Origin of the sequence: Enterobacter sp. T1-1 (genome assembly GCF_000710795.1) — a bacterium.
Taxonomy (GTDB): domain Bacteria; phylum Pseudomonadota; class Gammaproteobacteria; order Enterobacterales; family Enterobacteriaceae; genus Enterobacter; species Enterobacter cloacae.
This window is the reverse complement of the sequence record NZ_JALW01000011.1, coordinates 42,370-53,170: the sequence shown is the minus strand read 5'-3', so window position 1 is coordinate 53,170 and position 10,801 is coordinate 42,370. Positions and strand designations below refer to the sequence as shown.

Annotated in this window: 12 protein-coding genes; 6 read left to right on the top strand and 6 right to left on the bottom strand. The window is 58.2% G+C overall.

Going from position 1 to position 10,801, the window contains the following annotated elements; genetic code table 11:
- Position 1: 1 nt before the first annotated feature.
- Both AK59_RS0105050 and AK59_RS0105045 read right to left on the bottom strand, forming a co-directional pair.
- Positions 2-619 (bottom strand): response regulator transcription factor, encoded by a 618-nt coding sequence (locus tag AK59_RS0105050; RefSeq protein WP_029882204.1) that lies wholly within the window; start codon positions 617-619, stop codon positions 2-4.
- Positions 620-798: 179 nt separating this feature from the next.
- Positions 799-1,185, bottom strand: coding sequence for a VOC family protein (locus AK59_RS0105045; protein WP_029882203.1), 387 nt, complete (start codon positions 1,183-1,185; stop codon positions 799-801).
- 81 nt (positions 1,186-1,266) lie between these two features.
- Here AK59_RS0105045 and AK59_RS0105040 point away from each other — a divergent pair, with 81 nt between their 5' ends.
- The 3 genes from AK59_RS0105040 to AK59_RS0105030 all read left to right on the top strand — a co-directional run bounded on the left by AK59_RS0105040 (position 1,267) and on the right by AK59_RS0105030 (position 3,955).
- A complete protein-coding gene (locus AK59_RS0105040; protein ID WP_029882202.1) occupies positions 1,267-2,037 on the top strand; it encodes a DeoR/GlpR family DNA-binding transcription regulator in 771 nt (256 codons plus the stop codon).
- A 63-nt stretch (positions 2,038-2,100) separates the two neighbouring features.
- Positions 2,101-2,697, top strand: coding sequence for an ATP-dependent Clp protease proteolytic subunit (locus AK59_RS0105035; protein WP_013095419.1), 597 nt, complete (start codon positions 2,101-2,103; stop codon positions 2,695-2,697).
- A 136-nt stretch (positions 2,698-2,833) separates the two neighbouring features.
- On the top strand, positions 2,834-3,955 hold the full coding sequence (locus AK59_RS0105030; RefSeq protein WP_013095420.1) for a ribosomal protein uL16 3-hydroxylase: 1,122 nt from the start codon (positions 2,834-2,836) through the stop codon (positions 3,953-3,955).
- Positions 3,956-4,016: 61 nt separating this feature from the next.
- Here AK59_RS0105030 and AK59_RS0105025 read toward each other — a convergent pair whose 3' ends face one another.
- Positions 4,017-5,435: an aminotransferase-like domain-containing protein gene (locus tag AK59_RS0105025; protein WP_029882201.1), complete on the bottom strand. Its 1,419-nt coding sequence runs from the start codon at positions 5,433-5,435 to the stop codon at positions 4,017-4,019.
- A gap of 176 nt (positions 5,436-5,611) precedes the next feature.
- Here AK59_RS0105025 and AK59_RS01000000123585 point away from each other — a divergent pair, with 176 nt between their 5' ends.
- On the top strand, positions 5,612-5,773 hold the full coding sequence (locus tag AK59_RS01000000123585; RefSeq protein WP_020687816.1) for a DUF1127 domain-containing protein: 162 nt from the start codon (positions 5,612-5,614) through the stop codon (positions 5,771-5,773).
- Between the two features lie 86 nt (positions 5,774-5,859).
- Here AK59_RS01000000123585 and pdxR read toward each other — a convergent pair whose 3' ends face one another.
- Positions 5,860-7,248: a MocR-like pyridoxine biosynthesis transcription factor PdxR gene (pdxR, locus tag AK59_RS0105015; RefSeq protein WP_029882200.1), complete on the bottom strand. Its 1,389-nt coding sequence runs from the start codon at positions 7,246-7,248 to the stop codon at positions 5,860-5,862.
- Positions 7,249-7,350: 102 nt separating this feature from the next.
- On the opposite strand from pdxR, the gene AK59_RS0105010 reads away from it, so the two are divergent.
- A complete protein-coding gene (locus AK59_RS0105010) occupies positions 7,351-7,830 on the top strand; it encodes a carboxymuconolactone decarboxylase family protein (protein WP_014830510.1) in 480 nt (159 codons plus the stop codon).
- Here AK59_RS0105010 and AK59_RS0105005 read toward each other — a convergent pair.
- Positions 7,817-8,719 carry a LysR family transcriptional regulator gene (locus tag AK59_RS0105005; RefSeq protein ID WP_023620661.1) on the bottom strand — a complete coding sequence of 301 codons (903 nt, stop codon included), beginning with the start codon at positions 8,717-8,719 and terminating at the stop codon, positions 7,817-7,819. The genes AK59_RS0105010 and AK59_RS0105005 overlap by 14 nt on opposite strands.
- Positions 8,720-8,819: 100 nt before the next feature.
- On the opposite strand from AK59_RS0105005, the gene AK59_RS0105000 reads away from it, so the two are divergent.
- A complete protein-coding gene (locus AK59_RS0105000) occupies positions 8,820-10,235 on the top strand; it encodes an aldehyde dehydrogenase family protein (RefSeq protein ID WP_029882199.1) in 1,416 nt (471 codons plus the stop codon).
- 49 nt (positions 10,236-10,284) lie between these two features.
- Here the strand turns inward: AK59_RS0105000 and AK59_RS0104995 are convergent, their stop codons facing one another.
- Positions 10,285-10,797, bottom strand: a complete 513-nt coding sequence (locus AK59_RS0104995; RefSeq protein WP_442854870.1) for a GNAT family N-acetyltransferase — start codon at positions 10,795-10,797, stop codon at positions 10,285-10,287.
- Between the last annotated feature and the right edge of the window lie 4 nt (positions 10,798-10,801).

Genomic DNA, 10,801 nt, shown 5'->3' with positions numbered 1-10,801 from the left:
GCTATTCCGTTGGCAGACTTTTGCTCAGGCGTTCCACGACCCTGACCAGCTCTGCCACGGAGCGCACCTGCATCTTCTCCATCACGCGGCGGCGATGGACTTTTACCGTGATTTCGCTCACCCCAAGCTCGGCGGCGATCTGCTTGTTCAGCAGGCCGCTTATCGCCAGCTGGAGCACTTCATTTTCGCGCGGGGTAAGAGACATATGGCGCTGCTTCAGGGCGTAGTGCTCTTTATTACGCACGGCGTTGTTTTCCGCCAGCCGGAGCGCGGATTCAATGGCGTCGATAAGCGCGGCGGATTCAACCGGTTTGGTCAGAAACTCGTAGGCCCCGCCTTTGATGGCGCGAACCGACATCGGGATGGTGCCGTGGCCGGTGAGGAAAATAATCGGGATCTCACGCCCGCTGTCCCTGAGGGCATCAGCTACCTCAAAACCGGAGATGGTGGGCATTTGCATATCGAGGATCACGCACGAAGGCAGATCCTCGAAGCGGTGCTGAAGAAATGCTTCTGCCGATGAAAAGCCGATAGCGTTCAGGTCTGCCGATTCCAGTAGCCCGGTCACGGACTGCCTGACGGCGTCATCGTCATCAACCACATACACAATGTGTTCCATTCACCGCCCCGGTGCTGATTTAAATGTCGAGGATGCAAACTGTCCCTTCGGTTACGTAAGAGACTGTTTATGTTGACTTTCATCTTAACACATTAAATATCATTATCATTTAACAATATGATAACCATATGAAGTATAGCGAGCCGGAGCAGGGGCGGTGAAGGAACGAAACGCTGTTTTTATGCACCGACAAGCTCAATGCGATTGCCGTCCGGGTCCGCGATTACCGCTTCATAGAAGCCGTCCCCGGTCATCCGCGGGGCGCTAAGCAGCGTGCCGTTTGCCCTGGCCTGTGCCGCCATGCTGTCCACCTGTGCTTTTCCGCCGACGTTGATGGCGATATGCGCCCAGCCAATAAATTCAGGGTGGGCGGGCGCGTCGGGCAGATCCGGAATGGTCATCAGCTCAATCGTCGGCCCCTCGTCCAGGGTAATAAAATGGGACTCAAAGCCCGGACGATTTTTACTGACGTAGCGTGCGTTGCTGCGGCCATTAAACACCGTTTCCCAGAACTGAACCTGGGCGTTAAGGCTGCGGGTCCAGAGTGCGACATGTGCAATATTCATTGTAACCCTCGTTGTTTGTGTTGCGCGGTTATGCAACATTATGCGCATTGATACTCGATTAGAATTTTTAAAGGACTTTCAATGCTCGATTATGCAGCTTTTCCTGAACAGCGACAAGCGCGGATCCGCCAGATCCTTCAGAAGAGCGGAAGGGTGGTCTGTACCGAGCTGGCGAGCCAGATGAACGTATCCGAGCACACGATTCGCCGTGATTTACATGAACTTAGCAAAGAGGGCTATTGCAAAAAGGTCTACGGCGGCGCGGTGCTTCAGCTTCCGGATGCGGGTAATTTTTTAAGCCGCGAGCAGAAAATAAGTGCAGAAAAGCACGCAATCGCGCAGAAAGCAGCAACGCTGGTTCAGGCGGGCGGGTGCATTTTTATTGACGCGGGGACAACAAACCTGGCGCTGGCGAAAGCCCTCCCGGCGGATCTCAACGTCACGGTGGTGACCAACTCCCCGGCTATCGCCACGGAACTGCTGCGCCATCCCCTGTGCGAGGTGATCATCACCGGCGGGCAGATCCAGCGGGCATCCGGCGGGTCGGTGGGCGCCACGGCCGCGGGTCAGATCCAGGGCATTATCTTCGATCAGGCCTTTATTGGCGGCTGCGCGATGGATCCGCAGATGGGGCTCACCGGCTTTGACTTTGCCGACTGCGAATTCAAAAAGGCGGTTATCGCCCAGAGCAACCAGACCATCGTGGCTCTGACGGCAGACAAACTTCCCGGCGTGGCGCGCTTTGTGGTGGCGACGTGTCAGGACATTGATGTGCTGGTGGTAGAAGAGGCGCTGGAACAGGGCGTTGTCGACGCGTTTGCGGCCCAGGACATTCGCATTGTGTGCGCCTGAGGACTTTCACGGGTAAAACAGGCTACACTCTGGTTTTAAGCGCTAAATGCTGAGGACATAACAATGCACTACACACTGAAAGACGGCGATAAGGATAAAGCGGAAGGGACACAGAGCGCACTGCAGCAGAAGCTGCTGGAATCCCGCTCGATTGTTATCTCCGGTGAAATCAACCAGGCGCTGGCAGAGAAAGTCATCACCCAGCTGATCCTGCTGCAAAGCGTGAGCAACGATCCGATCAAACTGTACATCAACAGCCAGGGCGGTCACGTGGAAGCCGGTGATACCATTCACGACTTCATCAAGTTCATCCGCCCGGACGTGCACGTGATCGGTACCGGCTGGGTGGCGAGCGCCGGGATCACCATCTTCCTGGCGGCGAAAAAAGAGCATCGCTACTCGCTGCCAAACACCCGCTTTATGATCCACCAGCCGCTGGGCGGCGTGCGCGGTCAGGCGACGGATATTGAGATTGAAGCGCGCGAGATCATCCGCATGCTGGACCGGGTGAACAAACTGATCGCCGACGCCACCGGCCAGCCGCTGGAAAAAGTGAAAAAAGACACCGACCGCAACTTCTGGATGTCTCCGGCCGAAGCGCTGGATTACGGCATTGTGGGTAAACTGATTACCCATTATGACGATCTGAAGCTGGATTAAGTTTTTAACGCCGTGTACGTGTCGGGTGGCGGCTACGCCTTACCCGACCTACGCGTGCTGGTTTGACCCATGACAAGTTCCCCCTCTGCCTTCTTGCCTATAATCGCGCCTGTTTCCCCTCTCACTGGTGCTATCCATGGCGTATCAACTGAACCTGAACTGGCCGGAATTTCTTGAGAAATACTGGCAAAAAAAACCCGTTGTGCTGAAAAATGCCTTCCCGAATTTTGTCGACCCGATTACCCCGGACGAGCTGGCAGGCCTGGCGATGGAGCCGGAGGTCGATAGCCGTCTGGTGAGCCATTTCAACGGCAAATGGCAGGCCAGCAATGGTCCGTTTGAGCACTTTGACGGCCTGGGTGAAACCGGCTGGTCGCTGCTGGCGCAGGCGGTGAACCACTGGCACATGCCGGCGGCGGAGCTGGTGCGCCCGTTCCGCGTGCTGCCGGACTGGCGTCTGGATGATCTCATGATCTCCTTCTCCGTGCCGGGCGGCGGCGTGGGCCCGCATATCGATCAGTACGATGTGTTCATCATTCAGGGGATGGGCAGCCGTCGCTGGCGCGTGGGTGACAAGCTGCCGATGCGTCAGTTCTGTCCGCATCCGGCGCTGCTGCACGTGGATCCGTTTGAACCGATCATCGACGAAGATCTGGCGCCGGGCGATATTCTCTACATTCCACCAGGATTCCCGCACGACGGCTTCACCCATGAAACCGCGCTGAACTACTCTGTGGGTTTCCGGGGGCCAAACGGCCGCGATCTGATCAGCAGCTTTGCCGATTACGCGCTGGAAAACGATCTGGGCGGGGAGCATTACAGCGATCCGGATCTGACCTGTCGCGAACACCCTGGGCGCATTGAGCAGTACGAGCTCGATCGCATTCGCCAGATGATGATCGACATGATCGGTAAGCCGGATGATTTCACAAAATGGTTCGGTAGCTTTGTCTCCACGCCGCGTCACGAGCTGGATATCGCCGCCGCCGAGCCGCCGTATGCGCCCGAGGAGGTGCTGGACGCGTTGCAGGGCGGCGAGAGATTGTCTCGCCTGAGCGGCCTGCGCGTGCTGAATATCAACGGCAGTTTCTTTATCAACAGTGAACAGCTCGAGACGGTAGACGCGAAGGCGGCGGACGCGCTGTGCCGCTACACTGAGCTGGGCCAGGCCGAACTGGGCGATGCGCTGAACAACCCGGCGTTTGTCGAGGAGCTCACCGGGCTGATTAACCAGGGGTACTGGTATTTCGACGAGTAGTGCTGTACGGTTTTCTCCCTCTCCCTGTGGGAGAGGGCCGGGGTGAGGGCATCAGGCCGCACTAGCCCTCCTCCATCGCAATCACAATCGCTTCACCCATCTTCTTCAATGCCTCGCGATGCTTATCAGTTGGCGGTAATGCCACGTTAATCCGCAGGCAGTTGCGGTACTTCCCGGAGGCGGAAAACAGCGACCCGGCCGCCGCCTGGATCTTCAACCGGCACAGCTGCTTGCTGACGCACACCATGTCGACCTTCTCCGGTAGCTCCACCCACAGCAAAAAACTGCCCTGCGGGCGCGTCACGCATATGTCTGCCGGAAAATATTGCCGTACCCAGCAGGTATAGGTTTCCATATTCTGCTGATAAATCTGGCGCATACGGCGCACGTGGCGATGATAATGGCCGTCGCGGATAAACGCCGCCACCGCCATCTGCGTGCCCGGCACGTTAAACCCGCCCGCGGCGTATTTCATGTGCATCACCCGGTCGTAGTAGCGTCCCGGCACAATCCAGCCGACGCGTAACCCTGGCGCCACGGTTTTGGTAAACGAGCTGCAGAGGATCACGCGGCCATCAATATCCATGGAGTGAATGGTTCGCGGGCGCGGGTATTCCGCCGCCAGCTCGCCGTAGATATCATCCTCGACGATCACGATATCGTGCCGCTGGGCCAGGGCCAGCACCTGCTTCTTACGCGACTCCGGCATGATAAACCCAAGCGGATTATTGCAGTTGGGCACCAGGATGACCGCTTTGATGGGCCACTGCTCCAGCGCCAGCTCTAATGCCTCAATGCTGATCCCGGTTTGCGAATCGGTCGGAATTTCTATCGCCTTGATGTCAAACCCGCGCAGCATCTGCATGGTGCCGTGGAACGACGGCGACTCCACCGCCACAATGTCTCCTGGTTTACAGACCGACAGCAGGGCGATGGAGAGCGCGCCGTGGCAGCCGTTGGTGATCACAATCTCGTTCGCCGCCACGGTGGAGCCCCCGTCGAGCATCAGCCGGGCGATCTGCTCGCGCAGCTCAAGGCGGCCGTCGAGTACGTCATAGCTCAGCATTTCGGCGGGGTTGTGCTGTGCGATGCGGCTCATCTCACGCCACAGGGGCTTCAGGCTCGGCTGGTTAACGTCTGGCGAACCGCCGCCAAAGGAGATCATCTCTTTGTCGGCGCGGGCATCCAGCAGCATCATCACCTCATCCCACTGGGTGACGTCCACCGGGCGCTGCACCGGGCGCGTCATGGCCGGCACCGGCGGCTGGGCCTTGCGCTTAGACACAAAATAGCCGGAACGCGGCTGGGGAGTGATGAGCTGCAGGTTTTCGAGGATCTGATAGGCCTGCTGTATGGTGCTGATGCTCACGCCGTGCTCCTGGCTCAGCGCGCGTACCGACGGCAGACGTTCACCGCTGCGATACAGCCCTTGTTCAATGCGTTCTGCCAGTAGATTGGCCAGATGTTGGTAGCGCGTCATGCTGTATCCTTTGTTGTCACCATACAGATTACAAAACCAGTACAGATTGCCGCAAAAAACGGCATGCAGATACCGTTTTAGCGGATCTGTATGTTAAACAAAAGTTGTTTTTGAGTCTGTATTGCTAAAGCCGTTTTCCACGATCATAGCCCCACTGACACGGTGAGGAGAGCATCATGGAATTCTACGAAAATCGTTCAAAACGTCCGTTTATCGCGTTTGTGTGGGTAGCGAAAACGCTGCGTAACTGGTATCGCGTCAACCGTACCCGCCGCATTCTGAGCCAGATGAGCGACGAGCAGCTCAAGGACGTTGGGTTGTCGCGGTATGATGTGTGAGACACGTCGCCGCCGGGTGGCGGCTGCGCCTTACCCGGCCTACTCGATCCCGTAGGCCCGGTAAGCGTAGCGCCACCGGGCGATGTTTAGCTCAACAGCGCAAGCGTCTGCCGCTTCGGTCTTTCCAGCAAATCCACCGCCTCCTGATATGACCGCACGTTGTTATAGCCCATCACCAGCCCGTAGCGTTTGCCCGACCCGCGATACCACTCTGAAAGGGCATTCACCTGCAGCTGCTGCGCTTGCCAGCAGCACGCCACCTCCCGATCGTTGCTGCCTTTCGCCAGAAACGCCACGATATGCATTCCGCCGTCGTTTTGCTCGGTGAAAAACAGATCGCCATATACTTCACGCAGGGCGGCAATCATCCACTCCCGGCGGGTCTGGTACAGCGCGCGCATCTTCTTGAGATGACGGAAAAAATGGCCCTCGTTGAGAAAGGTGGTGAGGATTTTTTGCGTCAATACCGGCTGGCCGCTGGCGACGATGTCCGCACAGTCGGTAAATGCCTCAACCGTGCTGGCGGGCATCACGATGTAGCCCATGCGTAAGGAGGGCATAATGGTTTTACTGAAAGTGCCCATAAAGATCACCCGATCATGGCGATCGAGGCTTTTCAGCGACGGCAGCACCTTGCGGGTATAGTGAAATTCTCCGTCGTAATCATCTTCAATAATCCACGCCCCGTTCTGGCTCGCCCAGTCGAGAAGCTGCTGTTTACGCGGCAGAGAGAGCGTTACCGCCAGTGGGCTCTGGTGAGAGGGCGTCACGATAGCAAAACGGGCGTCGCGGTGATGGTGCAACAGGTACTCCGTGTCGATGCCGCAGCGATCGACCGGCACGGTGTGCAGACGTGGCACAATCCGCTTAAGCAACTGCTGGCCCATAAAATAGCCCGGATCTTCAAACACCACTTTGTCGCTGCGGCTGGCGAGCGTATCGAGGATCAGGCGCAGACTGCCGCTGTAGCCGCTGGTGATCAACACCTGTTCGGCGGTACACGAGAGCCCGCGGGAGATATTCAGATAGCGGGCGATAGCCTGGCGCAGGGGATACCAGCCCAGCACCGGCGGGTTGAGCATCTCTTCCGGGCGCATGGAGCGCGTCGCCTGGCCTGCCAGCAGTAACCATTTTTTATAGGGGAAGCTGTCGAGGGAGGGAATGCCGGGGCGCAGAAAACCCGCTCGTTCACGCTGGCTGATAAGCGATGCCGGGAGTGTACCGGTGGTGTGATCCGCTGGAGCCGGCGTCGCGGGCAGCAAGAGATCGGGATTGACCCGCGTGCCGCGCGCGCCCTGGCTCACCAGGTACCCTTCGCCGATTAAAATAGCATACGCCGTTTCGACGGTTTTGCGCGCCACCTTGAGCTCTTCGGCCAGTACGCGAATGGCGGGCACCTTATCGCCAGGCTTCAGCACGCCGCGCGTAATGTTGTCGCGATAGCGGGTGTAAATGTCGTGATAGCCCGGCTTCATGTCCTACCTCATTTTATGGTTTTTGTATCTTTTTACTATGTCATGACCCGCGTAGATTGTCCTCATCGCATGACACATACCGTGTAAATAAGAGGAAAGACAATGAGCACTCGCGTAAACCACCATAAAGCCACTCCAGCCCTTGCCAACGCGCTGTCCGCCCTGAGCATGGAAGTGGCGAAAACCTCTATCGACCCGGCGCTGAAGCACCTGATCGACATTCGCGTTTCCCAGCTGAACGGCTGTACCTTCTGTCTGGATATGCACTCCAAAGAGGCCAAAATTGCCGGGGAGCGCGAACTGCGCCTTTACCACCTGGCGGCCTGGCGCGAATCTCCGCTGTTCAGCGCTCGCGAGAAAGCGGCGCTGGCCTTCGCCGAAGCGTTGACCCAAATTGGCGTTCACGGGGTGAGCGACGCGTTGTACCGCAGCGTGGCGGAACACTTTTCTGACGTGGAAATTTCAGAGCTGAACTTCGCCATCGTGGCGATCAACGCCTGGAACCGTTTAGGCATTACCTCGCGCATGGCCCCCGGCTCGCTGGACGCAGCTTACGGACTGAACAAGGCTAACCTGGAATAATCCCGCGCTCGCGGATCATCGCCACCAGCGCCCGCAACCCCGGCGGGACGTGGCGATGGCCCGGATAGTAAAGACGCAGCCCGGCAAACGGCTGCGTCCAGTCGTTTAACACGCTCACCAGTTCCCCGCTTTTCAGCTCGTCACGGATATAGAGTTCCGGCAAAAAGCCAATCCCCAGCCCTGCTTTGACCGCGCGGATCGAGGCAAAAAGATCGGATGTCGCAAAACGCGGCGGCACGGCCAGCGCATACTGGACTCCCCGACGGGCCAGCTCCCAGCGGTAGATCCCACCGTGGGCCATGCGCATCCCGATCCCCTGATGTAACAGCAGATCCTCCGGCGTTTGCGGGATACCGTGGCGGGCAAAATAGTCCGGTGTGGCGGTCACGAGCTGGCGGATCTCACCGGTCAGCGGTACGGCGATCATATCCTGCGGCACCGCTTCTTCAAGGCGGATCCCGGCGTCGTAGCCTTCGGCGACGATATCGATCATTCGCGCCTCGCTCACCGTTTCAACACGCATTTTCGGGTAGCGGATCATAAAGTCGATCAGCAGTTGGTCCAGAAACAGGGAGCCAATATTGTTCGGCACGTTCAGGCGCAGGGTGCCTGCGGGTTCACCGGTGTCGCTGTGGATCTCTTCCCCGGCCTGACGAATTTCCTGCAGCGCCGGACCGATGCGCGCCACATAACGCTGCCCGGCGTCGGTGAGCGCCACGCTGCGGGTAGTGCGGTTAAAAAGACGCGTCTCGAGGCGGCTCTCCAGCCCGGCGATGGCGTTACTCACCGCCGTGGCAGACATACCCAGCTCCTGGGCGGCACCGCGAAAGCTGCCGCGTCGTACCACCGCCATCACCACTTCCAGCTCTGTCAAACCTGAACGATGCATAGATTATCCTGAAAATCGAAACAACCCTTGCAGCATAGCGTGGATTATCGCAACGGAGTAGTCGTGCCAGACTGTGTCCACACAGCCTGAGGAGGTTTATATGCACCACATCGAACAGATTTTTATCAACGGCGAATTTGTTACCCCGCACGGCACCGAGCGTTTTGATTTATACAACCCGGCGACGGCACAGGTCATAGGGCAGGTGCGTCTGGCAGATGAGGTCGACGCTGAACGCGCCATTGCGGCCGCCAAAGCGGCGTTTCCGGCGTGGTCGCAAACCACAAAACAGGAACGGATTGCTGCGTTAACACGTATGCATGCCGCTGTTGCCGCCCGTCATGATCAGCTGCTGGAGGCGATAATCGAAGAGTACGGCGCACCGGCTGCGCGCTCGGCGTGGATGGCCAGTTATCCGGCCGATGTCATAGCCCAGGCGATTGAGGCCCTGGAGGGGTTTGAATTCGCATTTTCAGCGGGGGCGGCATCGGTGCAGATGACGCCGCTAGGCGTAGCGGGCCTGATCACGCCGTGGAACAGCGATGCGGGGTTTATCTGCGGCAAACTGGCGGCGGCGCTCGCGGCGGGCTGCACGGCGGTGATCAAACCCAGCGAAATGAGCGCCCTGCAAACGCAGATTATTACCGAGGCGCTGCGTGATGCCGCATTGCCAGCGGGCGTGTTTAATATCATCACCGGGCGCGGCGAGACGGTGGGGGAGACCATTAGCCGCCACCCGGACGTGGCGAAAATCTCGTTTACGGGGTCGACGAATACCGGCAAAGCGATCCTGCGTAACGCAGCGGAGGGTTTTAAGCGCGTCACGCTGGAGTTAGGCGGTAAATCGCCGACGATCTTGCTGGATGATATCGATCTTGCACGGGCGATCCCGCTGGTGATTCAGGCCGGGTTTATGAACAGCGGGCAGGCGTGCGTGGCTGGTACGCGTATTCTGGTGCCGCAGTCGCGCAAGGCCGAGATGGAAATCGCCCTGGCGCAGGCGGTGGCGGCGGTGAAATCCGGCGACCCGCGCGAAAGTGCGACAGAGATTGGCCCGATGGTCAGCGAAAAGCAGTGGCTGCGGGTGCAGGGGTATATTCGCAAAGGGCTCGACGAAGGCGCGCGACTGCTGGCGGGCGGCGAAGGGCGACCGGACGGGACGCGGGACGGCTGGTTTGTGCGCCCGACGCTGTTTACTGATGTGAACAACCAGATGACCATCGCGCGTGAGGAAATTTTTGGCCCGGTGCTGTGCATTATTCCTTATCAGGACGAGGCGGAGGCTGTCGCGATTGCCAACGATACCGAGTACGGCCTGAGCGCGATGGTGCTGGGGCGTGACACCGGGCGTGCGCGTCGCGTGGCGCAGCAGATTGTTTCCGGGCGCGTGCTGGTAAACACCCTCGCGCATGAGCCAAAAGCCCCGTTTGGCGGGTTTAAACACTCCGGCGTGGGACGCGAGATGGGCGAATGGGGAATTGGGGCGTTTATGGAGCCGAAGTCGATTGTGGGTTAAACCCATTACGTGTTACTCACGCCCGGTTCGCGGGGCGTGAGAAACAGGCTTAATCTGCAAACAGTCTTTCAATGGTTTTAGTCGGCAGGAAGAGAGTATTTTCATTCTCTGCCTGAAGGGTGATAAACCCCAGTTTAAGGTAAAAGTTTTTGGCGCTGTCGTTCAGCGCTTCTACGAATATCCCGTGGATACCCACGGCAAAAGACGCCAGGTAGACCGTTTTCAGAGCATGGGTGACCAGCAACTCCCCCAATCCTTGCCCCTGGAAGCGTTTATCAATCGCCAGGCGGCCCAGCGTGACGCTGGGAACATTTTTGTAAGACACTCGCTTCTGCTGGGTTTTAGATGGAAGGTACGCCTTTTCAAAGCAGCTCCCGGACAGCGTGTAATAACCCAACACCCGCGGCTTTTCCCCGGATGCGACAAGAACGTAACCCCGCAAAAATTTCCCACGATGCTGGCGTTTCAGGTGCGCCGTCAGAAAGGTGTTTAGGCTCTCTTCTCCGCAATCGAAATGGCTTAGATCATACTCAACGTCATCTGAAAAAATCCCTATTTTCATGTTA

Bases quoted from the DNA above. Each gene is read 5' to 3' on its own strand.
- AK59_RS0105050 (WP_029882204.1), bottom strand. From the start codon at position 619: ATGGAACACATTGTGTATGTGGTTGATGACGATGACGCCGTCAGGCAG.
- AK59_RS0105045 (WP_029882203.1), bottom strand. From the start codon at position 1,185: ATGAATATTGCACATGTCGCACTCTGGACCCGCAGCCTTAACGCCCAG.
- AK59_RS0105040 (WP_029882202.1), top strand. From the start codon at position 1,267: ATGCTCGATTATGCAGCTTTTCCTGAACAGCGACAAGCGCGGATCCGC.
- AK59_RS0105035 (WP_013095419.1), top strand. From the start codon at position 2,101: ATGCACTACACACTGAAAGACGGCGATAAGGATAAAGCGGAAGGGACA.
- AK59_RS0105030 (WP_013095420.1), top strand. From the start codon at position 2,834: ATGGCGTATCAACTGAACCTGAACTGGCCGGAATTTCTTGAGAAATAC.
- AK59_RS0105025 (WP_029882201.1), bottom strand. From the start codon at position 5,435: ATGACGCGCTACCAACATCTGGCCAATCTACTGGCAGAACGCATTGAA.
- AK59_RS01000000123585 (WP_020687816.1), top strand. From the start codon at position 5,612: ATGGAATTCTACGAAAATCGTTCAAAACGTCCGTTTATCGCGTTTGTG.
- pdxR (WP_029882200.1), bottom strand. From the start codon at position 7,248: ATGAAGCCGGGCTATCACGACATTTACACCCGCTATCGCGACAACATT.
- AK59_RS0105010 (WP_014830510.1), top strand. From the start codon at position 7,351: ATGAGCACTCGCGTAAACCACCATAAAGCCACTCCAGCCCTTGCCAAC.
- AK59_RS0105005 (WP_023620661.1), bottom strand. From the start codon at position 8,719: ATGCATCGTTCAGGTTTGACAGAGCTGGAAGTGGTGATGGCGGTGGTA.
- AK59_RS0105000 (WP_029882199.1), top strand. From the start codon at position 8,820: ATGCACCACATCGAACAGATTTTTATCAACGGCGAATTTGTTACCCCG.
- AK59_RS0104995 (WP_442854870.1), bottom strand. From the start codon at position 10,797: ATGAAAATAGGGATTTTTTCAGATGACGTTGAGTATGATCTAAGCCAT.